The following is a 24,552-nucleotide window of genomic DNA, read 5'->3' as shown; positions in this document are numbered from 1 at the left end:
GGGATCAGGTCTGGGGCGTGACGATAGTCGCCTCTCCGGTGGCGCTTGGCGATGCATCCTCGCCCGTGACTGTCAGCGCCAAAATCCTGCGTGTCCCACCCGCGCCTTCTTCGCACGCGGTCTCTTCGGCGGACAATGTCAGTACGATGCCTTCTGAGTCGGCGCGCACGTACCGAATCGAGACCGAGTCGAGCCTTGCCTCCGGCCAGCAGCGTGCAATGAGCTGGCCCAGCAGCGCGAACTTGTAAGTGCCTTGGATCAGCGGGGCCTGAAACCCCATGCGCAGGGCATGCCGCTCATCGTAATGCAGGATGTAATAGTCGTTCTCCGCGGCGCACCATTCCACCAGGTGCATGCGGGTGATCGGACCGCGATGCTCTTCCACGCGAGGTACGACATCATGTGTCATGCCGTCGCCCACCGCATCAGGGTGTTGTCCCGTTCGGCGATCTTCGTGCCATGCTGGTTGACATAGTCGAAGTGGACCGTCGCGCGCAGCATGTCCCGTTTGCCGGTCTTCTCGACGATCTCGGTCACAGTGCACGTCACGGTGATGCGGTCCCCGACCCTCGCTTCGGCAAGAAAACGAAAGGTGTCGCCCGCGTTCACGCCGCCACCGCCTGTCGATTGTGCGAGGTGCGGCCGGCGCTGGCGGGCCAGCGTGAGCAGAAACAGGGGTGGCACGGGGGTGCCGGGTTCGGGCCGGTCCGCATCGGGCGCGGTCGCGTCCAACGCTGCCAGATAGTCGCGCACGCGCCCCGATTCGATGGTTTCGACGAATTTGTGTCCGAAACGCGTCTCCAGATCGCGCGCAAAGCTTTCGATGGTCATGCCTGTCATTCTGCGCCTCCCGGCGGGATCAGACCCGCAGTCCCGCAGCCGAGCCAGCCCTTTGCCGTGGATCGCACAGATGTGCGGGTAGACGGCACCGGCCCACAGCGCAGAATTCCGCACATATGTGCGAAGCTTCAGCGACCGCATCATGCCCGGCCCGTCCGGACCTTAGGCTGACGCAACGATAATCGCATACTTGGGGAGGAGGACGCCGTGGACCGTCAGATCCCATTTCTTTTTGCATTTGCATTGTCGGCAGTTTCGACTGTCGCGACAGCCGAGACGCGCCAGCTGGTGTTCTCAACCCATGCGTCGAGCGCCAGCACGACAAGCCAGGCGCAGGAAGGTTTCTTTGACCCAATGACCGATGCGACCGGCGGGAGCCTGACCTTCGAGTTGGGCTGGGGCGGTGCGCTTGCCGGGGCGGAAACCGTACTATCCTCGCTGCGAGCGGCGCGGTGGACGCGGGAACGCTGATCTACAACTACATGCCCTCGGACCTGCCGACCCCAACGCTACTGGGCGACCGCAGCGGCAATGACCCGCTGGTGACAGCTGCAGCCAAGACCGAAGTCATGCTGCTCGACTGCCCGCAATGCCAGGACGAGATGCAACAGCACAACATCACTGTACTGCTCAACACCGCCACGCCGACCTGTGCACTGTTGTACAACAAGGCTGTAGTGGTTGCGCCTGAGGATCTCAAAGGATTGAAGGTGCGAGCCACCGGCGGCATGGCGCTTCTGGTGGGTAACCTCGGCGCTGTGCCCGTGAACACGCCTCTGACGGACGTGTACGAGGGCCTTCAGCGCGGCCAGTTGGATTGCACCCTCCTGTCGATGGACAATCTCGAAGGGGCAGGGCTGTGGGATGTGGTAAAAAACGTGACCGAACTGCCGATGGGCACGTTCACCGTCGGGTTCCTTGCCGTGAACGCCGATGTCTGGGGCTCGCTCTCGGACGCCGAGATGGCCGCCTTCTATGAAAGCGGCGTGCAGGCCATCTGCGGCTACGAAGAGGCGTCCGTCCTGCGCGTGGCCGCGGCGCGCGATGCGGGGCCGGGCCGGGGGACGACGATGAACTCGCCGACGCCCGAGTTGGTTGATGCCGTGCAGTCGGCACAGTCGGTCGAGGACGACCGCCTGCTCGGCGTCGCTTCGGGACGTGGTGTGAAAGACCCGGAGACAGTCCGCGATGCCGTGGCCAAAGCAACGACGAAGTGGGAAGCCATCGTGGTCGACATCGGTGGGCAGCCGTGGAGCGAAGCGCAGTGGGACGCCTACCAGGCCGCATTGCGAGACGAGATCTTCACGAACCTGGCTTGAAGCGCCACGAAGGAAGGGGCGGACGACATGCCGCCCCATCTCCGTTTGCCGCAAAGTTACATGCAATATGGAGGAAAGCGATGTTGCGAACAGGTACACCTCATGACTGGACCGTGCCGTTCGCGGCAACCCTGGGCATCCGCAGCCTCGACGAGCCGATGTTTCGCGAGACGGTCGGCAGCACCGATCCGATTGCGCAAATCGATCATGTGGCCGGGATGGGCCTTGCTGGCATCGCCGACAACATGCTGCGCCTCAGGCCGCCCGCGGTCCAGGCCCGTATGGGAAGGGCGCTGGCGGAACACGGGCTGCGCTTCGGGTCTTTCGTGGTCAGCCCGCCGCCTTTGCAGAGGCTCGCCTGGGGCCAGGGCGGGCAGGAGGCCACCGAGCTCATCCGCGCCGAGGTATTGGCTTGCGCCGAGGCTGCCGAAAGGGTCAGGGCCGAAGCGTTGACGGTGACCAGCGTGATGCTGGACGATTGCCCCGTGGCCGACCAGCTTACCCTGATGTCAGATCGGCTGGCCGGGCTTGTGTCCGAGATTCGATCCGCCGGTCTGCGGCTCTGCGTCGAAAGCGTCAGTGCGAAGCGCGTCTCTGGCATGCTGTTGAACCACATTCATGCCGCGGACGAGGTCGCGCGAACTGCAGGCCCGGAGATCGGTTTGATTTTCGACACCCACCATGTCGCCGCGATGGACGGTGACGTTCTGGAAGCCCTTCACAAGGTCTCGGAACGCGTCGCGATCCTGCAGATCGCGGACTTTCCGGAACGCGCCGAACCGGGTACGGGCACCCTGGACTTCGCCAAGATCCTGGCGGCCTTTGCCCGGCTGCGGCCGGGCGCCCTTGTCGAATGCGAGTTCTTCCCGCGCGGGTCCGGCCGCGCGGGCGAAGAGGCGGCGCTGGAGGCGCTGCGGAGGGCCGACACAGCTGCGGCCCGAGCCGGAGGACATGAAATCACTATGGGAGGAAACCTGAAATGAGAACGTCTGCCATTCGATCGGCACTCATCGGGCTGACCATTCCGGTGGCGCAGCCGACACTCGCACAAGAGCTCGTCTACAGTCACTTCACATCTCCCACATCAGAAGACGTCGATTTGCCAGACCGCTACTTCAAGACGATCACCGAAGCGACGGGGGGTGACGCGGACGGTGAAGGTCGTTCCCGGCGGGGTGCTCGCGTCGCCGACCACGACATTGTCGGCCGTGTCATCCGGTGCGGTGGACGCGGCGACGCGGACCTTCAACTACACGCCGTCTGAGCTGCCGGTTCTGACCCTGATCGGTGATCTGATCGTCTTCGGCACCGATCCCAGGGCCGGGGCGGCCGCGATGACCAAATCGATCCTGATCGATTGTGCGGCCTGCCAGGAGGAGGCCGAGCAGGACAATATCGAGATCCTCTTCGCGGTCTCGACGGCGCCCTACAATCTGATGTGCAAAGGGAATTAGGTGACGACGCAGGCCGACTTTGCCGGCAAGCGGATGCGCGGATCGGGGTCCATGGGACAACTGGCTGCTGAACTGGGCGCGTCGCCCGTGAACGTTGCATTCAATAAGATCTACGAGGCACTGCAACGTGCTCAACTCGATTGCGTGCTCCTCGATCCGGGCCAGTTGTTGCCATTACGGCTTGGAGAGGTGCTGGACAGCGTGACGGAGGTCACGCCGGGGAACTTCCAGTCGATCGGGCAGGTCGGCGTCAATTTCGACCTCTGGAGGGGGTTCACCCGTGTAGAGCGGCAGATCTGGCTGGATGTGGCGCCCGGCGCGATCGCAGACTACCAGTAGGTGACGAATGGCAGGGCCGCAGGCGCGAAGACGCAAACTGAGTCCGAAGGTGTGGCATTCGTTGCACGGGATCCGGCGCTGAGCGAGGCGTTGAAGGGGTTCCGTAACGGCGAAGCTGCGGGTCTTGTCGCGCAGGCGACCGAGCGCGGTGTCGCGGATGCGCAGGCCATCGCGGACGCACATCGCGAGGTGATCAAGAATTGGCGGGCGATTGTCGCCGAGATCGGCGAGGACGACTGGGACGAAGCGCAGTGGGAGGCATATCGGGAGGCGTTGAGATCCGAAATCTACGCACAGCTCTCGGCAGATTAGGCCGGGGGGCAGGGCAGGGGTCGGGTCAATGGTAGACACGGCCCCCGTCCACGGCCAGCGCCGTGCCGGTAATGAAGGATGCATCGTCCGAGGCGAGGAAACAGATCGCGCTGGCGATTTCGTCGGGGCGGGGGATGCGCTTCATGGCGTAGGCTTTGCCGACTTGGGCGGCAAATGCCTCACGGTCCGGGCGGGCATCCATCAGCAGCGGCGTTTCCACCGGCCCGGGGCAGACCGCGTTGACGCGGACCCGGTGAGCCAGTTCATAGGCCAGCACCTTGGACATTATGATTAGGCCTGCCTTGGCGGCCGGATAGGCGCCGTTGGCGCCCAAAGGCATCAATCCGCTGGCCGAGGCGACGTTGACGATGAAGCAATTCGCATCGGGCATGTGCCGCAGTGCCTCGCGGCAGACCACGAAGGGGGCCAGCAGGTTGATGGACTGGAGGAGCCGCGGCCGCCAGAAGGTCGATATGGCTTTCCTCGATATCGCGGTTGATCAGCGTGTACAGCAGCTCCGTGGCCCTGAACGGCGCCTGTCGGCACTCCTGTTGCAGCGCGTTAGCGCGCCCCACCATCCATGCGGGCCAGTTGGCAAAGGCTGTGTAGCGCCACTTGCCCTGCTGCACGAGCAGGTCGAGCGCGGCCAGGATTTCGTCCATCGGTGTGTGGGGATCGACGCGATGCACCTCGAAGACGTCAAGCCAGTCTGTGCCGAGCGTACGCAGGCAGTCGTCGCAAGTCTTGATGATCGACCGGCCCGAAGTGCCGCCGTCGAGGACGTCCTTCGTCAGGCGAAATCCCACCTTGCTCATCAGCACGGCGTCGCCGCGACGCTTGCCGAGGGCGCGACCGAGGATTTCTTCGGATTCGCCCCCACCGTAAGTCGAGGCGGCGTTGAAGCAATTCACACCGGCGTCGAAGGCGCGCGCCACCAGATCGTCCGCTGCATCCTGTCCGACGGTACACATCGCCCCGTAGGCGCCCGTGCCCGATCCGAAGGTCATCGAGCCCAGCGTCATACTAGACCCTATCAGCCCGGTATTTCCCATACGTGCGTACTTGATTGAGCCTCCCAATTCGCTCGCGCGTGATGCACAAAGGCACGAACGTTCCGCGCCAACTTAGGGCACCGGGGGGGCGGGGTCGCGATGCTGTTCCGACCTGCGAACGCAGATACCACATATGTTTCAGTCGCGCTGGTCCGGGGCTGGTCCGACAAGCCTGGAACGACGCGCGGCACGCCTTTCGCGAAAGAAGACCGTCAGCCCGGCGGCAACAATCAATGCGGCGCCCGCCAGAGTGTTGGCATCCGCATACTCGCCGAACACCACCGCGCCGATGACGATCGCGTAGAGCAGGGCGGAATACTCGAAAGGTGCCAGCAGCCCGACGGGGGCAAACCGGTAGCTGGCTGTAATCAGCATCTGTCCGATCCCGCCCAGCGTGCCGATCGCCAGCAGCAAGCCGACCTCGTGCCAGCTTGGGACGACCCAGCCGAAGGGCAGGGAGAGCAACGCGAACAGCGCGATGAACAGCGAAAAGTAGAACACCAGCACATGGGTCGCTTCGGTCTGCGACAACTGGCGTATGTGAATGACGTTGATCGAATAGGTCAGCGAGTTGATCAGGCAGAGTCCGAGCCCCACCAGCGCACCGGCGCGGGCGAAGTCCATCGTGACCTTGGGCGCCATGATCACGACCATGCCGACGAGACCCACCGCCAATGCACCTGCACGCCACCGACCGACGTGTTCCTTCAAGATGAGCCAGGCGAGGAGCGTGTTCACCATAGGCGTCAGGTACAACAGGGACTGAACGTCGGGCAATGGCAGGATCCTCAGCGCCAGAAACCAGCTTGCCAGCGTGACGAGTCCGTAGCCGGCGCGCACCGCATGGGCGACCGGACGACGGGTGTACAGACTCGCCAGCTTTCCCTGCACGGCAAAGAACGCAAAGAGGGCGACGGCCGGAAGAATGGAGCGTACGAAGACTGTCATGCCAACCGGCATGTTCTCGGCCATTTTTACAAGGGCTGCCATGCCGACGAACAGCGCCGATCCCAGCAGGCGGCAGGCGATCCCCAGCAACGGACGGTTTTGCCGGGTGGGATCGCTGGGCCCCTTCAGGGGGTCGAGCCCGGCTGAAGTGGGATCAACCGCCAAGGAGCTGATTGGGAAGAAAGGTCGAGATCGAGGGAAAAGCGATCAGCAACGTCATGATCGCAACCTCTGCGGCGAGGAACCACAGAACCCCCTTGAAGATCGTCGGCAGCGCGATGGTATCGCCTACGACGCCCTTAACGACGTAGACGTTCAGACCCACCGGGGGCGTGATCATCCCGATCTCGAGGTATTTCACCACCAGCACACCTGCCCAAATCGGGTCGATGCCCATTGCCTTGAAGATGGGCAGGATCACCGGCAACGTCAGCAGGAGCACACCGAGGGGATCCAGGAACATACCAAGGATCAGGTAGATCACCGTCAAGCCAAGGATTATCGAAAGCTGGTTGAGCGCAAGAAGGGCGATCTGCTCAGCGATGAAGCCCGGCACACCGGCAAAGGCGAAGAAGCGGGTGAACAGCAGGGCGCCAATTGCCACAAAGAAGATCGAGGCGGTGGAGTTCAGCGTCTCGACGATGGAATCGCCCATCGCCTTGCGGGTCAGCGTGCCCCGGGCGAGGCCGATCAGCGCGGCCAGGAAGGCGCCGATCGCGGCCGCTTCGGTCGCGGTGGCAAGCCCGGAATAGATCGCGCCGACGACGCCAAGGATCAGCAGCGGAATGGGCCAGATTTCGATCAGGATACGGAAGCGGTCGCCCCAAGTAACGTTTTCCTCGGCTGGCGGTCCGAGCTCCGGCCACACCATGCAGCGCCCCCAGATCATGATGGAATAGACGAAGGCGGTTAGCAGGCCAGGCAGTATGCCAGCCATCAGGAGCGCGCCGATCGAAGTCTCGGTGTACCAGCCGTACAGGACGAACATGATGGACGGCGGGATCAGCGCACCCAGCGTGCCCGCAGCGGCGACACACCCCGATGCGAGCGCCGGGTCGTACTTGCGGCGCAGCATCTCGGGAATGGCAATTCGGCCCATCGCGGCACAGGTCGCCAGCGACGATCCGGATGCGGCGGCGAACCCGGCCGAGGCAAAGTTCGTCGCGATGGCAAGCCCGCCTGGCAGGCGCGATAGCCATAGTCGTGCCGCCTCGAACAAGGACTTGGTCAATCCTGTGTGGAAGGCCAGAGCGCCCATGAAGATGAACATCGGTACCGCGGACAGCGTCCAGGAGGCGCCGAACTCCATCGGAAGGTCACCGAAAATTCCCAGCGTCGCCTTGACGCCGCGGACCATGATGAGGCCGACGAGCGATACGCTTCCCAGTGCCAACCCGATCGGAACCCGCAGGGCAATCAGGGTTAGCAGGATGGGAACGGAAAGGAATCCGATGGTCAGGTTCGACATTCTGTTGCCTTTCGCGTCCGGTTCACTCGGAGAAGTTCATTGTGTCGGTCTTGTCGGGGTACGATCGGTGCCCGCGCCCGGTCAGCCCGAAAACGAAGTCGAGGCAGACCTGGTAGAAGATGACGATTGTCATCGAGGCAAACCCCGCGAACAGAATCCATCTCGCGGGCCAGACCGGCATGTCGAAGAAGGTGACGTCTTGGATCTCGTTCCGGCTAGTTGCCACAACCGCTTCTTCGAACACGAGGAAGGTGAGGACCGCGACGTAGATCAGTGCCAGGATGCCGACGACGGCATCGAGCACTGCGGTCGAGCGCGGCGACATGCCCATCGTGAACATCTCGACCATCAGGTGCTGGCGCTTCAGCTGGACCCAGGCCACCGGCAGGAACGCGATGCCCACCATGTAGTACCAGGACACGATTTCCAGAGTGCCGACGATCGGGCGGTGGAACGCGTATTTCATGAACACGTCCGCCACGACGTGCAGTGTCAGAACGACAACGCAGACCCCTCCAAGCCACAATAGAATTCGGCTGAACCAGGTTACCAGGGTTTCGATGGAGCGAAGCACTCGGGCCTCCTTTCGCTACGGGCCTCAGCGGCCCCGGAACACGGGCGGGCGCTTTTCTGCGAACGCGCGGATTGCCTCGGTATGATCTTCACTGGTGGCGAGGCGAATCTGGCGGAAGGCCTCTGCATCGAGAGATGCGCGGAAATTTCCGGACTCGACCTCGCGAATGTTTGCCTTGATGTAACCGTGCGCCAGGACCGGCCCGGACGCCAACCCGGCCGATATGGCGTCCGCCTCGGCGGTCAGGTCGCCCTCGACCAGATGCGTGACCAGCCCAATGGCAAGTGCGTCCCGCGCGCCGAGCTTTTCCGAGGTCAGCAGCAGACGCTGCGCCCTGTCCGGTCCGATGATGCGGGCAAGCAGATACGTGATGCCGAAATCGCCGGCAAAGCCGACTTTGGCAAAAGCCGTGGTGAAACTGGCCTGGGGCGCGGCGACGCGCAGGTCGCAGGCGATTGCAAGCGCCATGCCTGCTCCGGCGGCAACTCCCTGAATGCGGGCGATGGTGACCTTGGGCATCTCGTGCAGCGCCACAACCGCCTCCTGGCGGCGGCGCAAGGTCTCGACACGGGTTTCGAATGGCATCGAACTTGCGTTACCCTTCATACCCTTGACGTCGGCACCGGCACAGAAGCCGCGCCCGACGGACCCCAGCAGAACGACGCGCACCGCTGCATCGCGTCCGATCTTCGGCAACTCGACTGCAAGGGTATCGAACATTTCGTCGGTCACGGCATTGAGCGCATCGGGCCGGTTCAGGGTGATCCGGCAGATACCATCCTTCGTGATCCCGATTTCCAAGTCTGCCATGACTCCTCCCCAAGTCACCTTTGGTCCCAAAGCGGTAGCGATGACGCGGGCTGGCCGTCAAACGCCAACCAAGCCTTCATCATGAATGTGTTATCGCGAAAGGTCGCGAAGCGCGGGCTGGAAACCGTACCGATGATCGCGCATTCCGGCAGGCGATGGTGACCCGCGTGCGCGCAGCCCGGGCCGGAAGGACATGGAGACAGAGGATGACGGTAAGGTTCGACGGACAGGTGGCGCTTGTGACGGGTGCCGGTGCGGGGCTGGGGCGGGCGCACGCCATGCTTTTGGCAGAACGCGGCGCGAAAGTCGTCGTGAACGATCCGGGCGGCACGATCGACGGCCGCGCCGGAGACGCCGCCGCCGCTGACAAGGTGGTCGAAGAGATCCGGGCCGCCGGGGGCGAAGCGGTTGCGAACTACGCCTCTGTCGCCGACCGCGAAGGCGCCACCTCCATCGTGACGACTGCCATCGAGGCGTTCGGCGGCATCCACATCGTCGTCAACAACGCGGGCATCCTGCGGGACAAGACCTTCATCAAGATGGAGCTGGACGATTTCGAGACGGTAATGCAGGTGCATTTCAACGGCACGGTCTACGTCACAAAGGCCGCTTGGCCGCATCTGATCGAACAGGGTTACGGCCGCGTCGTGTTCACCACCTCGGGCTCGGGTCTCGTCGGCAGCTACGGACAGTCAAATTACGGCGCCGCCAAGACGGCTATGCTGGGGCTGATGAACAATCTGAAGAACGAGAAAAAGAAAGCCGACATTCAGATCAACATGGTCTCGCCCGTGGCGGGCACGCGGATGACGCAGGGCATCATCGACGAGAAGCAGTTCGCATTGTCGACCCCCGAACGGGTTGCGCCCGCTGTTGCGTGGCTTGCCTCGAAGGAATGCGATTTCTCGGGAGAGACCATTGCCGCCGGCGCCGGGTACTTTGCCCGCATCCGGCTGATGAAATCGCGCGGTCTGACCTGCGATCCGGACACGATGCCCACAATCGAGGATCTGGTCGCGCGCAAGGACGACATCATGGATCTCGAGGGCGCGACGGCCTACACCACCACGCTCGACGCCGAGACACGCGCCAAACTGGGTCTTTCCTGAGATGGCACGCAGCACGGCGCTGGTCACCGGCGGCAACTCGGGCATCGGCCTTGGCATCGCCCGCAGGCTGGCCGCGGACGGGCTGAAGGTCGTGGTCACCGGCCGCCGCGAGGACGCGCTGACCCGGGCCGTGACCGATATCGGCGAGGGGGCCACATGGATCGCTTGTGACGTGTCCTCGAAGGACAGCGTCGCGAGGATGGCGGGCGAGGCAGTGGACCGGTTGGGTCAGATCGACGTGCTGGTCAACAACGCGGGCGTGATGGGCACGACGCGGCTCGACCAGCCGCTGAGCGAAATCGAACCGATCTGGGACGAGCACTTCGCGGTGAACGTCAAGGGCCCACTGCTTGTTACCCACGCCCTTGCGCCGCACATCACCGCTCCCGGCGGGCGGGTGATCGTCCTGTCGTCGGTCGTGGCACGGACCGGCGGCAGCGTGCCGGGGATGCTGGCCTATTCCGCCTCCAAGGCGGGCGCGACCGGTCTGACGCTGGCCTTGGCGCGCGAACTGGCGCCGCGCGGGATCACCGTGAACGGCGTCGCTCCGGGCATGATCGAAGACACCGGGATGACAGGTGCCTTCGACGAGGAACGCAAGGCGAAGATCCGCGCGGTGGTGCCTCTGGGCAAGCCGGGCCTGCCGCAGGACATCGCCGCCGCGGTGTCCTGGCTGGCGGGCGACGGAGGCTACGTCACCGGGGCAATCATCCCGGTCAATGGCGGCTGGGTCTTTGGTTGAGCCGCGCCTTTTTCGCCCCTTCACGCTGCGCGGCGTCACGCTGCGCAACCGCATCATGGTCTCGCCGATGTAGCAGTACATGGCGGGCCGCGTCGGAATGGCAACGGACCGGCGTCTGGTCCAGGCGGCGCGCTTCGCCATGGGCGGAGCGGGACTCGTGGTCCTGGAGGCGACCGCCATCCTTTAAGAGGCCCGGATCACCGATCAGGATCTTGGCCTCTGGGACGATTCACATGTTCCCGGACTGGCGCGCATCGCCGCAGCCATTGAAGCTGAGGGCGCGGGCGCAGGTATCTAGCTTGTCGATGCGGGGCGCAAGGGGTCGATGCAAACGCCGTGGGACGGGCTGGCTCCTCTTGGCCCGGCGGATGCTGCACGCGGCCATGCGCCCTGGCGGAGCCGCGCGCCAAGTGCGATCGCCGCGGGACGAGGCTGGCCCTTGCCCGCCGAGATGGACGAGGCCGCAATCGAAGAAAGTTCTTCCGCCTTCGCCGCAGCGGCCGACCGGGCAGTCCGGGCGGGTTTCCGGGTAATCGACTTCCACGGCGCGCACGGCTACCTGCCGCTTGCGTTCCTGTCGCCGCTCTCCAACACCCGGACAGACCGCTGGGGCGGATGCCGTGACAACCGGATGCGCTTTGGCCTCGAGATGGTGCGCCGGGTTCGAGCATCAGTCGGAGAGGCGGCCGTGCTGTTTTACCGGCTTTCGGCGCTGGACGGACTCGACGGCGGCTGGACTCTTGAGGACAACGTGGCGTTCTACCGCGCGTTGCGGACAGCGGGGGTTGACGTGCTTGACGTCTCATCCGGCGGTGCGGTGGCGGATCGCACCTCGGATACGCGCATTCGTCGCGGCTTTGGCTTTCACCGGCCCTACTCGGACTTCCTGAGGAGGGAAACCGGGATGCCCGAGGCGACTTGGGCTGATCCTGCGGGGGCGCCGGGCCGAGGCAAACCTCGCCGCGGGCGAGGCGGACATCGTGGCTGTGGGACGCGCGTTTCTCGACGATCCGAACTGGGCACGTCACGCGGCGGCGGATCTCGGGATCGACGGTCATGGCCTGTGGCCGAAGGAAGCGGGTTGGTGGCTGGACGTCCGCGCCCGTACGCTTACCAGTTTGGCCGAGGAAGGCGCGGATCCGATGCACCCGTCGTCGAAGCTGCCTTGAGCCGCTAGGATGCCCGGTTGGCGGGTGACCAACGCCGGTCGCCCAGGATCACCGCCAGCAGCACCACAGCAACGGTGGTGGAAGCCGGTCCCAGCCAGATCAGCCCGAGATGCTTGGCCACCAGCCCGCCGGTGAAAGATCCCAGAGAGGCGCCAACGTAGACCATTGAGGAGATCAGTCCGAAGAGCAACCCGGCGAGCCCCGGTGCCAGCGTGGTGATCCGCGACTGCAAGGCGGGTATATGGGTGAAGAGCGTCGCTCCCAGAAGGATCATCCAGAGGTAAGCTAGTGGCATTCCATAGCGGGTAAGCGTGGTGAAGGGCAGAGCCAGCGCCCCGATCGCGAAACTGGCCAGCAGAATGCGCCGTGGACCGACGATATCCAGCAACCGTCCGACCAGAAACGTGCCGAATAGCGTCCCCAGGCCCAGACAGGTGAGCCCCATGCTGATACCGGCCCCGGATAGAGCGGCGCGGTCGACGAGTATGTCTGCCACGAAGGTGTAGAAAATGTTGGCCGTGCAGGAGCAGAGCACCGCGACCGCCAGCGTCGGCAGCATCCCCGGCCGGGAAAGGCCCTCGGCCATCGCGCCCGGCGCGGGTCGGGGCGGCCGCCCCGTACCGGGGACGGTCACAAAGATCAGCGCCAGTTGTGTCAGGGATAGTGCTGCAACGGCATAGAATGCGCCATGCCAGCCAAACGCGAACCCAAGTGTGGTGCCCAGAGGAATGCCGAGGATCTGCGACATCGGGATTCCGATATAGATCACCGCCAGCGCCACGCCCTGCCGACCAGGCGCGCTGCGCGCCACCGCCAAAGCCGCGGCGACTGGCGTGAAGGCGGCGCTTCCGAGCGCAGCGAAGATGCGTGCCCCGATCAGGGTGCCATATCCCGGTGCAAGCGCAGTTGCGATGGCGGTAAGTGTCACCAGGCTCATCGCCAGCGCCAGCGTCAGGCGATAGCCCAGGCGTACCGCCAGCAGGCCCAGGAATGGCGAGGTCAGCGCGTAGGTCAGGGTGAAGACCGACACCAGCGACGCGGCGCCGACGTCGTCGAGCCCCAGGTCGGTCCGGACCAGAGGCAGCAATCCGACGATCAGCCAGGCGGACGCCACGGCCACGAAGTTGCCGCAGGCGAGGACTGGCAGCAGAATACGCGGCGCCGCGGCCTCCGCTGTCCCGGCATCAGTCGATGCCATGCACTTCCTCGGGCCGCGGTTCCGCGTACATGCGCTCCACCGTGGCTGCACGGCGGGCAAGCACGGTCTTCTGGCTGATCGCCCGCTTGTCTGTCAGTTCTCCGGTGTCCAGCAGCGCCGGTTCCGGCGTCACAACCCAACGCACCACCTTGCGCGACGCGCCGCGCTCGGCTGCCGCGGCTTCGGCCAGTGCCTTGTCAATGGCCGCGTGCACATTCGGGTGCGCCAGCACCGTTGCCCTGTCGCTGGCACCGGGAAGGCCCGCAAGGCGGGCGCAAGCGCCGATTTCAGGAAATACAATGGCGGTCAGATAGGCGCGGTCCGGTCCTGCGATCACAATGTCGGAGGCAAGCGGCCCCAGGGCGGTCATCAGCGCCGCGCGCACATCGGCGACATGCACCCAGGTTCCCGATGACAGCTTGTAGTTCTCAGCGATGCGCCCGTCGAAGCGCAGTCCGGCTTCGGGCTTTTCCGGGTCGATCCAGCGCACTGCATCGCCGGACCGATAGTACCCATCCTGGTCAAAGGCTTTCGCGGTCAGTTCGGGCTGTTTCCAGTAGCCCGGGGTCACGCAGGGCCCCTTGAACCGCAGCTCGAGCTTGTCGTTGACTGGCGCGATCTTCAGCTCCATCCCCGGCACCGGCACGCCGACCGTGGCCTGCCACTCGGGATCCCAGTTGGTGCTGGTCGGGGTCGGCCCGGCCTCGGTGCAGCCCACGCCGGAGGTGATGAGCGTCCGCATACCGGTGGCGGCGATGGAGGCCTCGTCCAGCCCGTACCAGATGTGCAACGGCAGGGTGGCGCCACCGTAGTAGATGAAGCGGCAGTTCTCGAAGAACAGGTCGCGGAACGTGCTGTCCTCGCGCATCTCGGCCAACAGCAGTTCCAGAGCGGCCGGCGTGTTCAGATAAATATTCGGCCAGACATCCCGGATGTTGGCGATGGACGGCTCGAACTGGCCCGCCATCGGACGCCCGGTATCGATCCGGTAGGTTCCACCGGAATAGAGCGCCAGACCGAAATTGTTGGTGCCTCCGAAGGTGTGGTGCCAGGGCAGCCAATCCACGATGCGGGCCGGTTCATCCATCAGGAAGGCAAAGGTCTGGGCGACCTGCTGCCGCTGGCTCGTCAGCATCCGCTGCGGAAAGATCACGCCCTTGGGGTTGCCCGTCGTGCCCGAGGTGAAAAGGAACTTGCCGATTGTATCGGGTGTGATGCCACGGTGAGCGGTCTCCACCCGGGCGTCGTCCCGGTGGTCGAGCAGGGTGTCGAAGGGGGTGACCTCGCGACCCTGGACAGTACCGGTCAGACTGACCACCTCGATTGCGCCCGCGACCGCGGCCAGGGCCCGGCCGTATCGATCGGCATCCGAGACGTAGATCAACCCGGGATTCATCAGGTCGATGAGCCCCCGCAGCTTGGAAAATTCCTGCGCAAGCAAAGAGTAATTGGGCGAAACCGAGGCGTAAGGCACGCCCACATGTAACGCGCCCAGGTACAGCCGTGCCTGGTCGATCTCGTTCTCGGAAAGGATCATCAAGGGCCGCTCGGGCGTCAGTCCGCGATCCAGCAGGGCGGTGCCGATGCGCACCGCCGAATCAAGCATTTCGGCAAAGGTGACTTCTTCGACTGAGCCGTCCGCGCGTCGCTGCGAAACGAAAACGGCATTGGGCTTTTCGCGGGCCCAGTGCACCAGACAGTCTGTCAGGCGCTCGGGGTAGGGCCCCAGCGCCTCTTTCAGCCGCAACACGACACTACCGTCTGCCTGGCGTGCGGCTTCCGCCTCGGTGGTGCCGATGCGCACCGGTCGCAGGGGTGTGGCCCTGATCTTGTCGAGATCCATCAGTGCAAGGTCCTTCCGCCATCCACCGCCAGCGCAATGCCGGTGACAAAGGACGACCGATCCGAGATCAGGTAGAGTGCCGCCTCGGCGATTTCTTCGGCGGATGCCAGGCGCTGGAGCGGATAGCTGGCGCGGATGCGCTCCTCGAATTCGGCATCGCGTTCGAAAAGGCCTTCCAGCATCGGTGTGTCGACTGTGCCCGGGCAGACCGCGTTGGCGCGGATCTTCGGCGCCCATTCCGTCGCCAGGGAACGCGTCAGCATGATCACACCCGCCTTGGAGGCGGAGTACGCCGCGCCTGAGTTGGCGGGACGCAGCCCCGAGGCCGACGCGATGTTGACAATGCTGCCGCCGCCCGCCGCGTCGAGTGCTGCCCGGGCCGTCCGGCAGACGAGCATGGGAGCAGTCAGGTTGATGGCGATCACGCGGTTCCATGCGTCAAGTTCGGTCGCATCCAGCGTTGCGGTGTCCGCGATGCCTGCCGAGTTCAGGATGCCGTCCAGTCCGCCAAGCATTTCGGCAGCCTTCGGAACGGCGCGGGCAATGGCCTCGGGGTCCGCAAGGTCGCAAGGAATGCGCGTGCTGCCCTCGGCGACATTGCAGGCCGCCAGTCGCTCCTCGGCCACGTCGAGCCAGGCGACCTGCGCACCTTCGCTTTCGAACAGGGTTGCGGCGGCGCGCCCGATCCCCGATGCGGCGCCGGTCACAAGGATGCGCCGCCCCTTCAAGCTGTCTGACATTTTGTCCTCCCTGTCGCGTGGCACGGCTGCCTCTGCCACGTTTGATCACAGACTGCGCTGTTTAGGGCGTGGTCGGAACGGTCTGAACCATATCCACATGTATCTGATTTTCAGGTCTCGAAGGCGGGCCGTCGCGCCGCGGCATCGAAGTCCGGCTTGCGCTTTTCGAGAAAGGCACGTTTCGCCTCCAGGTGCTCGGGCGAGCCGATCAGGGCAGGCTGGATGTCCTGTTCGTAGGCGAGAACGGCGTCGAGGTCGCGCGCAAAGGCGGCCTTCAGCATCGCGGTCGCGAGCGGCGGTTGCTCGGCATAGGCCTGCGCGACCTCCAGCGCGGCGGCTAGGGTGCCCCCGGACGGTGCCAGACGATCGGCAAGGCCGATCCTGACGGCCTCGGCGCCGTCGACCACCGGCGCCAGCCCGGCCAGTTCCTTCGCCTTTCCCAGTCCGACGCGCCGCGGCAGCGACCACAGAAGCGCCAGATCGGGGAGAAAGCCTACCTTGATGAAGGCCGCGCAAAGTCGGCTGTCCTCCGCCACGACCGCATGATCACAGGCCGCCAAAATCGAAACACCCGCGCCATAGCAATTGCCCTCGGCCGCGCCGATCACCGGCTTGATCCCTGCAACCATCAACCGCATCAACTTGGTCGAGCCGTGCAGCAGCCGCTGCCGCACTGCGAGCGCGGTGGTTTCGTGGAACCCGTCAAGGTCCCCGCCGCAGGTAAAATGGGGTCCTTCGCCGGTCAAAACGATGGCGCGTGTGTCCTCGTCGGACTGCAGCGTCTCGATGTGGTCGATCAGCGCGTCCCGCATGGCCAGCGAGAACACGTTCATGCGCTCGGGTCGGTCGAAACTGAGGATCGCCACCTTGCCCTTCCGGGTCAAGCGGACTTGGGCTCGCTCGGGATCTGGCGTTCCGGTGTCGTGGAGTTCGGACATTCAGTGTGTTTCCTCTCGATGACGCGCAAGATCGGATGCGATCGTGTCGCGGAACCATGCGTTGACCGCATCGGCAGCCTCGTACTGAACCCAATGCCCGGCACCGTCGAACAAGTGAAATCGCGACTTCGTCGTCAGTGCCTCCGCCAGCGACCGCCGTGTCCCGAAGTGACCGCTGGCAAGTGCGTCCTCGCTTCCGTAGAGGATATCCGTGTGCACCGGATGCTCCAGAAGCGCGGTGCGCAGGTCTGCCGCCATGACGGCGGCACGCATGGTGTTGCGGGTGGCCGCCGCGTTCCAGGTCTGGATCGCGACGGCAGTGTCATCTATGGCCTGCTCGGTCAACATCAGCACCGAAAGGTTGTGCCGGTTGATTGCGTCACGGGCGGGTCCGGCGGGCGTTTCCTGCCAGCGCCGCATCCGTCCGATGATCTGTTGGTTGAACGGACCCAACCCGCCGGATCCCACCAGCATCTGCCGATGAAGGCGCGGCGCCAGCCGGCGCGCCATGCAGCCAACCGGAAAGCTACCAAATGAAAAGCCGGCGATGTGGAACTTGACGGGCAGGTCCAAAACGTCGAGGCCCGCCAGGATCGCCTCGCAGAGCGCCGACATGCTGGGCTGCGGAAGAGCGTCCGACTGGCCGAAGCCCGGCAGGTCGGGCGCGATTATACGGAAATCGCGTGCCAGCGGCGCGATGTTGCGCAGCCAGTGCATCCATGACCCGTGCCCGCCGTGCAGCAGCACGAGCGCCGGGCCCGCGCCCCACGAACGCCATACCATCTCGCCCCCGTCAAAGCCGGTGCGCAGGACACGCGCAGAGGAGGCAAGAGCCTGCGCCGCGTCGGGAAGGGACGCAGGCTGGCTCATTACAGCTTCTCGGTGAGTTCAGGGATGGCTTCGAACAGGTCCGCCACCAGGCCGTAATCAGCGACCTGAAAGATCGGTGCCTCCTCGTCCTTGTTGATCGCCACGATCACTTTGGAATCCTTCATCCCCGCAAGGTGCTGGATCGCGCCCGAGATGCCCACGGCGATGTAGAGATTCGGCGCCACGACCTTGCCGGTCTGGCCGACCTGCAAGTCGTTCGGCGCATAGCCCGAGTCGACCGCCGCGCGGGACGCGCCCACCGCCGCGCCCAGCTTGTCCGCCAGCTTCTCGATGATCGCGAAGTTTTCCGCGGAGCCGATGCCGCGGCCGCCCGAGACCACGACGCCCGCGCTGGTCAGTTCCGGTCGGTCGCTTTCGGCCACCTTGTCCTCAATCCATTCCGACAGGCCGGGGTTATCGCCCGCGCCGATGGTCTCGACAGAGGCAGAACCTTCCGTTCCGGCAGCATCGAAGGTCGAGGTCCGGAAGGTGATGACCTTGGTCGCGTCCTTCGACTTGACCGTCTGCATGGCGTTGCCCGCGTAGATCGGCCGGACGAAAGTGTCTGCGTCCACGACCTCGGTCACGTCGGTCAGCACCATCACGTCCAGCGCCGCAGCGACGCGCGGTAGGATGTTCTTGGCATCCGTCGTCGCCGGGGCAACGATGTGGCTGTAGTCTCCGGCCAGCGAGGCGATCAGCGCCGCAACCGGTTCGGCCAGCCGGTGAGTGTAAAGGGTGTCCTCGGCGACCAGTACCTTCGAGACACCCTCGATGGTGGCGGCCTCGTCCGCGGCGGCTTTGGCAGAAGCGCCCACGGCCAGCACGGTCACATCGCCCAAAGCCTTTGCGGCGGAAACCGCCTTGGCGGTGGCGTCCATCGACAGGTTGCCATCGGTAATCTCGGCAATCAGCAGTACGGCCATCACACGACCCCCTTCTCTTTCAGCTTCGCCACCAGTTCGTCGACCGAGCCGACCATCTCTCCGGCAGAGCGTGCCGCCGGTTCCGAGGTCTTCACGATCTCCAACCGCGGCGCGACGTCGACGCCCAGATCGGCGACGGTTTTCTCGTCCAGCGGCTTCTTCTTCGCCTTCATGATGTTTGGCAGCGAGGCATAGCGCGGCTCGTTCAGGCGCAGGTCGGTGGTGACGATGGTCGGCATTTTCACCTTCACGGTCTGCAAACCGCCGTCCACTTCACGGGTGACCACGGCATGCTCGCCCTCCACCTCCACGGTGTTGGCATTGGTCGCCTGCGACCAGCCCGTCAGAGCGGCCAGCATCTGGCCGGTGGCGCCGAGGTCGTTGTCGATCGCCTGCTTGCCCGCCAGCACGAGGCCGGGCTGCTCTTCCTCGATCACCTTGGCGAGGATCTTGGCCACGGCGAGCGGTTCGATGTCGGTGTGCACGTCGTCGGCCGCGACCACGAGGATCGCCCGGTCGGCGCCCATCGCCAGCGCGGTGCGCAGCGTCTCCTGCGCCTGCTTGACGCCGATAGAAACCGCGACGACCTCGGTGGCCTTGCCCGCTTCCTTCAGGCGGATCGCCTCCTCGACAGCAATCTCGTCGAAGGGGTTCATCGACATCTTCACATTCGCAAGATCGACGCCGCTGCCGTCCGCCTTCACACGGACCTTCACGTTGTAGTCGATCACACGCTTGACCGGTACAAGTACCTTCATTTTTTGCTCCTGTTTCTAGGGTGGATCCGGACGATCACCCTTTGCCCTTGCGGGCGGTTTCCCATTGCGCGTCGGTGAAATCGAAGAACCCGAGGATCCCCGAACCGCCGCCGCCCAGAAGGTCACGTCCGCCGTCGATCGTTACGCATTCGCCGCTGATGTAGCCGGCCTCGTCGGACATGAGGTAGGCCACCAGATTGGCGATCTCGGAATGGTCTCCAAGTCTGCGCAGCGGGACTTCCATCGCCTGCGGGATCTTGTCGGATCCGTCGGGCCGCAGGTTCCCCCAGGCGCCTTCGGTCGGGAACAGGCCGGGCGCGACGGCGACGGTACGGATGTTGTAGGGGCCCCATTCGACGGCGAGGCTTTTTGTCATCGCCAAGACTCCAGCCTTGGCGGCGGCGGACGGGACGGTGAAAGCCCGACCCGAGGTCGCAGCAGACGAAACGACAGACAGAACGGTTCCGGGCTGCCCCCCCTCGATCCAGCGCCGTCCCGCCGCGGTCGTGCAGTAGAGCGAACCGTGCAGGACGATGTTCAGGACGGCATCCATGGCCTTCGGAGACAAGCGCTCGGTCCGGGCCACAAAGTTCCCGGCAGCGTTGTTGATCAGGCCGGTCAGGGGGCCCTTCGCCCAGATCGCATCAAACATCTCGTCGATGGCCGCCGCATCCCGGATGTCGCAGGAGAAGATATCAACGCTCGGCGCACCGGCCCGGAGCAGGTCCTGCGCGGTCTCGTCCAGGACCGCTTGCCGGCGCCCGCAGATCACGATTTCGGCCCCGAGTTCGGCCTGCCGCAACGCGAAGCTGCGTCCGAGGCCCGAGCCACCGCCGGTCACAAGCACCTTCTTGCCCGACATAAGTCCATCGCGGAACATGCGCTATTCTCCCATTTGATTGTCGAGGCCGCCCAGCCGGTCGAGGCGGGCGAGATGATGTCCGGCATCGCCGAACTGCCGTTCGATCATCGTCGTTCGGCGGAACAGATGGCCGACCAGCAGTTCGTCCGTGACACCGATCCCGCCATGCATCTGGACCGCGTTTTGTCCGGCAAAGCGCGCACTCTCGGCGCATTGCACCTTGGCGGCGGAAATGGCGCGGCGCCGTTCGTCCCGGTCCTCCAGTCCGAGGCTGACCGCTGCGTAAAGCGCCATGGAGCGGGCCTGCTCGACGGCGACGTACATCTCGGCACAGCGGTGTTGCAGGACCTGGAAGCGTGACAGTGGGCCGCCGAACTGCTGGCGCGTCTTGAGATAGTCCACGGTGGCGTGAAGCATTGTCTCGGTCGCCCCGACCGCCTCGGCGCAGATCGCCGCGGTGGCGGTGTCTAGGGCCAGCTCCAACGCAGAGAAGGCTTCGCCCTCGTCGCCGACGAGTGCCCCATCGGGCAGGGACACGTCGTCCAGTGTCAGCGCGGCGACGGTCTGGCCGTCGTATTGGCGGTAGGCGGTCCGCGACAGGCCGGGCGCGTCCACCGGCACTTCGAAGACCGAGATCCCGTCCTCGTCCGCCTCCGCTCCGGCAGTCCGGGCGGTGACGAAGAGGCGGTTTGCGGCAGCTCCGGCCAGCACGTTGACCTTGCGCCCGCTCAGCCGCCACCCGTTGCCACAACGCCGGGCGTTCGTCACCACTTGGGCGGTGACGTAGCGCGCGCCGTCCTCTTCATGTGCCAGCGCAAGGACAAGGTCGCCGGTCGCCACATCCGGAACCAGCTCGGTCAGCCGCGCGGGGTCCAGCGCCGAGAGCAGCGCGCCGGGCAAGAGCACGCCACCCACCCATGGATCGAGCACGTGCCCGCGGCCAAAGGCCTCCATGACGATCTGCGTTTCGACCGGGCCGCCGCCGAAGCCGCCTGCCTGCTCGGGGAAGGGCATTCCCAGAAGCCCCATGTCTGCCATGCCCTGCCAGTTCGCGGCGGTCACGCCGTCCTTGGTCTCTGCCGCGGATCGCACCCCGGCAAGGCCGTAACGGTCGGACACGAAACGGGTCACGGCGTCGGACAGCAGGGCCTGTTCGTCGGAGTATTCAAAGTTCATGGCTTGTCCTTAAATCCAAGGATTGCCTTGGCTATGATGTTCTTCTGCACCTCGCTCGCGCCTCCGTAGATGGTTGCCGGGCGGGCGGCGAAATGCACGCGCATGGCGCCGTCGGCCCTGGCAACGCCTTGAGGCACCTCGTTGTCAGAGAACATTTCGCGGAAGTCGAAAAACGGCGCGGCAGAGGGTCCGGCCGCGTCGGCAAGCAATTCGGCGCTGGCTTGCTGGGTTTCGGCGCCGCGAAGCTTGAGGATCGAGGAGGCCGCGTCGGGCTTGTCCGACGGATTGCGGCGCTGACGGTCAATGATGCGCAACGCCGAGATCTCCAATGCCTTTAGTTCCACCTGGAGTTTCAAGGCGCGCTGCCGGAAGCCGGGATCTTCGATCAGCCGTGCGCCGCCGTACACAGGCGCCACACGGGCAAGCTCCAGCGCGCGGTCCATCCGTCCCTTGGACAGGCCCACGCGGGCGATGCCCGTCCGTTCGCTGCCAAGCAGGAACTTGGCGTAGTCCCAGCCCTTGTTCTCTTCGCCGATCAGGTTTTCCGCCGGCACCCGGACGTTGTCGAAGAAGACCTCGTTGGTGTGGTGCTCGCCGTCGATGGTGACGATTGGGCGCACGTCGATCCCGGGCGTGTTCATGTCGATCAGCAGGAACGAGATGCCCATCTGCTTCTTCGGCGCTTTCGGATCCGTGCGCACCAGGGCGAACATCCAATCGGCGTGCTGGGCGGTGGAGGTCCAGATCTTCTGGCCGTTGATCACGTAGCTGTCGCCGTCCGTCACGGCAGAGGTCTTCAGCGCGGCAAGATCGGACCCCGCACCGGGTTCCGAGAACCCCTGGCAAAACCACCAGTCGAGGCTTCGGATCTTCGGTAGAAATCGGGATTTCTGCTCTTCGGTCCCGAAGGTGTAGATGACCGGGCCGACCATGTTGATGTTGAAGGACAGCGGCTCTGGCGCGGGCGCGCGCAAAAGCTCCTCGTTGAAGATATAGCGCTGCACGGCCGTCCAGCCCGGCCCGCCGAATTCGACCGGCCAGTGCCCGGCTGCCCAGCCCCGGCTGTCCAGAATCTTCTGCCAGCGACGCACCTGGTCGGCCTTGTAGTAGCCGGACCTGTGAGCAAAGGCACGAATGTCCTCGGGCAGGTTGTCGCGGATAAACGCCCGCACCTCGGCGCGGAAGGCCAGTTCGTCGGGGGAGAAGCTCAGTTCCATCTGTTCTTGTCCTTCTGTGGGCTCCGGGCGTCAAAGCGCCATCGGTCCCCGTTCTGGCTGTCAGAGATGACGTGCGGTTGGCCGGAAGCCAAGCCGACGAACAGGCAGGGCAGGGGGATCAACACATATGTGCCAAGGTCCGACCATCGACGCCGGGCAACGGGCAAGCGATCTTGCTCCGCGCTAGTGAAGGGGAGATCCGTAACCAGAGGGGCGGACACAGACAGGAAAGGACGACTGCCAGATGCAGCGATATGCCAGATACCAGCGCCTCAAGTTCGACATGGCCGCAGACCGCGTCCTGCGCGTCACCATGTCGAATCCCGGCAAGTTGAATGCCGCGGACCAGACCATGCATGCCGAACTGGGCGAGGTATGGCGCGATGTCGACGCCGACCCGGACATCAATGCGGTGATCCTGACGGGCGAGGGGGAGGCGTTCTCGGCAGGCGGCGAGATGTCGATGATTCACGGCATCATGGACGACTTCGAGATCCGTGCCCGCAACTGGAAGGAAGCGCGCGCCATCGTGATGAACGTGATCGATTGCAACAAGCCCATCGTCAGCGCAATTCGCGGCCCGGCGGTGGGTGCCGGGCTGGTCTGCGGAATGTTGGCTGATGTCTCGATCGTCTCGAAGACGGCCAAGATCATCGACGGGCACACGAAACTGGGTGTGGCGGCGGGCGATCACGCGGCAATCATATGGCCGATGCTCTGCGGCATGGCAAAGGCGAAGTACTATCTGCTGACCTGCGACACGCTTACCGGTGAGGAAGCGGAACGGATCGGCCTCGTATCCATGTGCGTGGAGGATGACGCGCTGGAAGAGACGGCTCTCAAGGCCGCCACGAAACTGGCCAACATGGCCCCGAGCGCAATCCGCTGGACCAAGCACTCGCTGAACAACTGGCTGCGGCAGGCAGGGCCGATCTTCGACGCGTCGCTGGCACTCGAGTTCCTCGGATTCACCGGGCCGGAAGTGCGCGAGGGCGTCGCGGGATTCACCGAGAAGCGGAAGCCTCAATTTCCGCCGACTTCTCCCGTATAAGGGTGTCGTAGTCCTGGCACCCCAAGGCTATGGACGTCTCGCGGACGATCCGTCCGAGGGTCTTTTCAAGGGCCGCGCGGTTCCTCACCGCGCGGTTCGACGGCGCGCCGAGCAGCAGGCATCCGGCCAACGTCCCTCCCCCGCGAAAAACCGGCGCCGCCAAGCCCGCCGCACCGCTGACCGCGCCATCAACGGAAAATGAAATGCCGGACCGGCGGATTTCGATCAGACGCGCTTCAATCCTCGACCTGTCAACCACGGTTGCCTCTGTCACCCGCTTGAGCGGGGTCCGGTCGAGATAGGCAGATTGCCATCCCGGCTCCTGGAAGGCCAGCATCAGCTGCCCGGCTGCCGAAGGATAAAGCGGGCGTGTTACCCCGGCCTGCACGCAGTATCTTATGGCCTGGGTGCTCTCGAAGACCTCGACGTAATCGATGACATCGTTGTTGCGGTCTAGGGTCACGAAGATCGCCGTCTCGCCACTCGCGTCCCTTAGCCGCGCGAGATAATCCCGGATCACCTCGGCCGAACGCGAGTTGGCCAGTATTTTCGACGCCCATCCGAACACTGCAGGTCCCAGGAAGTAGCGGCCGTTCTCGTGTGACAGGTAGTCCTGCTGAACCAGCGGCCGCAGCATGGTCAGGAGGCTGCTTTTCGGCGACTCGAGTTTTTCCGCAAGTTGCGCCAGCGTCAGCCCGTTCTCGTTGACCGCGATGATCTCGAACGTGCCGATCAGCCGGCCGATCGAACGTGGGGCTTCGGGCTTGCCCGTCATCGGACGCCTTTCACGCGCGTGGCGCCACGTATGTGTCCTTGTGGCAAGACGGCGCGCGTGCG

28 protein-coding genes and 2 pseudogenes are annotated in these 24,552 nt (G+C 64.7%); 11 read left to right on the top strand and 19 right to left on the bottom strand.

Annotated elements, in window-relative coordinates; genetic code table 11:
- Nucleotides 1–4 precede the first annotated feature (4 nt).
- Complete coding sequence (locus tag BM075_RS08765; RefSeq protein WP_143089841.1) at nt 5–409, bottom strand: hotdog family protein; 405 nt, start codon at nt 407–409, stop codon at nt 5–7.
- Nucleotides 406–840: an FAS1-like dehydratase domain-containing protein gene (locus tag BM075_RS08760; RefSeq protein ID WP_177208294.1), complete on the bottom strand. Its 435-nt coding sequence runs from the start codon at nt 838–840 to the stop codon at nt 406–408. Before BM075_RS08760 ends, BM075_RS08765 begins: the two co-directional genes overlap by 4 nt.
- A gap of 207 nt (nt 841–1,047) precedes the next feature.
- On the opposite strand from BM075_RS08760, the gene BM075_RS08755 reads away from it, so the two are divergent.
- The 6 genes from BM075_RS08755 to BM075_RS08730 all read left to right on the top strand — a co-directional run bounded on the left by BM075_RS08755 (nt 1,048) and on the right by BM075_RS08730 (nt 4,264).
- Nucleotides 1,048–1,311, top strand: a complete 264-nt coding sequence (locus BM075_RS08755; RefSeq protein ID WP_093360282.1) for a hypothetical protein — start codon at nt 1,048–1,050, stop codon at nt 1,309–1,311.
- Nucleotides 1,293–2,159, top strand: a complete 867-nt coding sequence (locus tag BM075_RS08750) for a type 2 periplasmic-binding domain-containing protein (RefSeq protein WP_093360281.1) — start codon at nt 1,293–1,295, stop codon at nt 2,157–2,159. Before BM075_RS08755 ends, BM075_RS08750 begins: the two co-directional genes overlap by 19 nt.
- Before the next feature lie 80 nt (nt 2,160–2,239).
- The gene (locus tag BM075_RS08745; RefSeq protein WP_093360280.1) at nt 2,240–3,142 is read left to right on the top strand and encodes a TIM barrel protein; all 903 of its coding nucleotides are present in this window, start codon (nt 2,240–2,242) and stop codon (nt 3,140–3,142) included.
- A gap of 171 nt (nt 3,143–3,313) precedes the next feature.
- Entirely contained in the window at nt 3,314–3,613 is a 300-nt protein-coding gene (locus BM075_RS08740) for a type 2 periplasmic-binding domain-containing protein (protein WP_143089840.1), read from the top strand.
- On the top strand, nt 3,614–3,952 hold the full coding sequence (locus tag BM075_RS08735) for a type 2 periplasmic-binding domain-containing protein (protein ID WP_093360278.1): 339 nt from the start codon (nt 3,614–3,616) through the stop codon (nt 3,950–3,952).
- Between the two features lie 51 nt (nt 3,953–4,003).
- The gene (locus BM075_RS08730) at nt 4,004–4,264 is read left to right on the top strand and encodes a hypothetical protein (protein WP_143089839.1); all 261 of its coding nucleotides are present in this window, start codon (nt 4,004–4,006) and stop codon (nt 4,262–4,264) included.
- 25 nt (nt 4,265–4,289) lie between these two features.
- On the opposite strand, the gene BM075_RS24400 is transcribed toward BM075_RS08730, so the two are convergent.
- The 6 genes and pseudogenes from BM075_RS24400 to BM075_RS08700 all read right to left on the bottom strand — a co-directional run bounded on the left by BM075_RS24400 (nt 4,290) and on the right by BM075_RS08700 (nt 9,116).
- Nucleotides 4,290–4,655, bottom strand: coding sequence for an SDR family NAD(P)-dependent oxidoreductase (locus BM075_RS24400; RefSeq protein WP_245758790.1), 366 nt, complete (start codon nt 4,653–4,655; stop codon nt 4,290–4,292).
- 82 nt (nt 4,656–4,737) lie between these two features.
- A pseudogene (locus BM075_RS24790) lies at nt 4,738–5,286 on the bottom strand (aldo/keto reductase); the annotation flags it as partial.
- A gap of 168 nt (nt 5,287–5,454) precedes the next feature.
- Nucleotides 5,455–6,429, bottom strand: coding sequence for a DMT family transporter (locus tag BM075_RS08715; protein WP_143089837.1), 975 nt, complete (start codon nt 6,427–6,429; stop codon nt 5,455–5,457).
- Nucleotides 6,419–7,732, bottom strand: a complete 1,314-nt coding sequence (locus tag BM075_RS08710) for a TRAP transporter large permease (RefSeq protein WP_093360274.1) — start codon at nt 7,730–7,732, stop codon at nt 6,419–6,421. The genes BM075_RS08715 and BM075_RS08710 overlap by 11 nt, the downstream gene beginning before the upstream one ends.
- A gap of 22 nt (nt 7,733–7,754) precedes the next feature.
- Nucleotides 7,755–8,306, bottom strand: coding sequence for a TRAP transporter small permease subunit (locus tag BM075_RS08705; protein WP_093360273.1), 552 nt, complete (start codon nt 8,304–8,306; stop codon nt 7,755–7,757).
- Between the two features lie 24 nt (nt 8,307–8,330).
- Entirely contained in the window at nt 8,331–9,116 is a 786-nt protein-coding gene (locus BM075_RS08700; protein WP_093360272.1) for an enoyl-CoA hydratase-related protein, read from the bottom strand.
- Between the two features lie 206 nt (nt 9,117–9,322).
- Here BM075_RS08700 and BM075_RS08695 point away from each other — a divergent pair, with 206 nt between their 5' ends.
- The 4 genes and pseudogenes from BM075_RS08695 (at nt 9,323) to BM075_RS24785 (ending at nt 12,136) form a co-directional block, all read left to right on the top strand.
- Entirely contained in the window at nt 9,323–10,225 is a 903-nt protein-coding gene (locus tag BM075_RS08695) for an SDR family NAD(P)-dependent oxidoreductase (protein WP_177208292.1), read from the top strand.
- A gap of 1 nt (nt 10,226) precedes the next feature.
- Nucleotides 10,227–10,967 carry an SDR family NAD(P)-dependent oxidoreductase gene (locus BM075_RS08690; protein WP_093360270.1) on the top strand — a complete coding sequence of 247 codons (741 nt, stop codon included), beginning with the start codon at nt 10,227–10,229 and terminating at the stop codon, nt 10,965–10,967.
- A 325-nt stretch (nt 10,968–11,292) separates the two neighbouring features.
- Nucleotides 11,293–11,781, top strand: a pseudogene (locus tag BM075_RS25160) (oxidoreductase); the annotation flags it as partial.
- Between the two features lie 166 nt (nt 11,782–11,947).
- Complete coding sequence (locus BM075_RS24785; RefSeq protein ID WP_245758789.1) at nt 11,948–12,136, top strand: hypothetical protein; 189 nt, start codon at nt 11,948–11,950, stop codon at nt 12,134–12,136.
- Nucleotides 12,137–12,140: 4 nt separating this feature from the next.
- Here the strand turns inward: BM075_RS24785 and BM075_RS08680 are convergent, their stop codons facing one another.
- The 10 genes from BM075_RS08680 to BM075_RS08635 form a co-directional block, all read right to left on the bottom strand.
- Complete coding sequence (locus BM075_RS08680) at nt 12,141–13,334, bottom strand: MFS transporter (RefSeq protein ID WP_093360269.1); 1,194 nt, start codon at nt 13,332–13,334, stop codon at nt 12,141–12,143.
- Nucleotides 13,321–15,177, bottom strand: a complete 1,857-nt coding sequence (locus BM075_RS08675) for a feruloyl-CoA synthase (RefSeq protein WP_093360268.1) — start codon at nt 15,175–15,177, stop codon at nt 13,321–13,323. Before BM075_RS08675 ends, BM075_RS08680 begins: the two co-directional genes overlap by 14 nt.
- Complete coding sequence (locus BM075_RS08670) at nt 15,177–15,917, bottom strand: SDR family NAD(P)-dependent oxidoreductase (RefSeq protein ID WP_093360267.1); 741 nt, start codon at nt 15,915–15,917, stop codon at nt 15,177–15,179. The genes BM075_RS08675 and BM075_RS08670 overlap by 1 nt, the downstream gene beginning before the upstream one ends.
- 110 nt (nt 15,918–16,027) lie before the next feature.
- Nucleotides 16,028–16,855: an enoyl-CoA hydratase/isomerase family protein gene (locus tag BM075_RS08665; protein ID WP_093360266.1), complete on the bottom strand. Its 828-nt coding sequence runs from the start codon at nt 16,853–16,855 to the stop codon at nt 16,028–16,030.
- A complete protein-coding gene (locus BM075_RS08660) occupies nt 16,856–17,725 on the bottom strand; it encodes an alpha/beta fold hydrolase (RefSeq protein WP_093360265.1) in 870 nt (289 codons plus the stop codon).
- Entirely contained in the window at nt 17,725–18,651 is a 927-nt protein-coding gene (locus tag BM075_RS08655; protein ID WP_093360264.1) for an electron transfer flavoprotein subunit alpha/FixB family protein, read from the bottom strand. The genes BM075_RS08660 and BM075_RS08655 overlap by 1 nt, the downstream gene beginning before the upstream one ends.
- Nucleotides 18,651–19,409: an electron transfer flavoprotein subunit beta/FixA family protein gene (locus BM075_RS08650; RefSeq protein ID WP_093360263.1), complete on the bottom strand. Its 759-nt coding sequence runs from the start codon at nt 19,407–19,409 to the stop codon at nt 18,651–18,653. The genes BM075_RS08655 and BM075_RS08650 overlap by 1 nt, the downstream gene beginning before the upstream one ends.
- A 34-nt stretch (nt 19,410–19,443) precedes the next feature.
- Complete coding sequence (locus BM075_RS08645; protein ID WP_093360262.1) at nt 19,444–20,289, bottom strand: SDR family oxidoreductase; 846 nt, start codon at nt 20,287–20,289, stop codon at nt 19,444–19,446.
- 3 nt (nt 20,290–20,292) lie between these two features.
- Nucleotides 20,293–21,447, bottom strand: a complete 1,155-nt coding sequence (locus BM075_RS08640; protein ID WP_093360261.1) for an acyl-CoA dehydrogenase family protein — start codon at nt 21,445–21,447, stop codon at nt 20,293–20,295.
- On the bottom strand, nt 21,444–22,664 hold the full coding sequence (locus BM075_RS08635) for an acyl-CoA dehydrogenase family protein (protein ID WP_093360260.1): 1,221 nt from the start codon (nt 22,662–22,664) through the stop codon (nt 21,444–21,446). The genes BM075_RS08640 and BM075_RS08635 overlap by 4 nt, the downstream gene beginning before the upstream one ends.
- Before the next feature lie 244 nt (nt 22,665–22,908).
- Between BM075_RS08635 and BM075_RS08630 the strand changes: the two genes are divergently transcribed.
- Nucleotides 22,909–23,715 carry an enoyl-CoA hydratase/isomerase family protein gene (locus BM075_RS08630; protein ID WP_093360259.1) on the top strand — a complete coding sequence of 269 codons (807 nt, stop codon included), beginning with the start codon at nt 22,909–22,911 and terminating at the stop codon, nt 23,713–23,715.
- Here the strand turns inward: BM075_RS08630 and BM075_RS08625 are convergent.
- Complete coding sequence (locus BM075_RS08625) at nt 23,669–24,490, bottom strand: IclR family transcriptional regulator (protein WP_093360258.1); 822 nt, start codon at nt 24,488–24,490, stop codon at nt 23,669–23,671. The two genes, BM075_RS08630 and BM075_RS08625, sit on opposite strands and share 47 nt — an antisense overlap.
- Nucleotides 24,491–24,552: the final 62 nt, after the last annotated feature.

Source organism: Tropicimonas isoalkanivorans, assembly GCF_900112335.1.
Taxonomy (GTDB): Bacteria; Pseudomonadota; Alphaproteobacteria; order Rhodobacterales; family Rhodobacteraceae; genus Tropicimonas; species Tropicimonas isoalkanivorans.
This window is presented reverse-complemented; position numbering and strand designations above follow the sequence as displayed.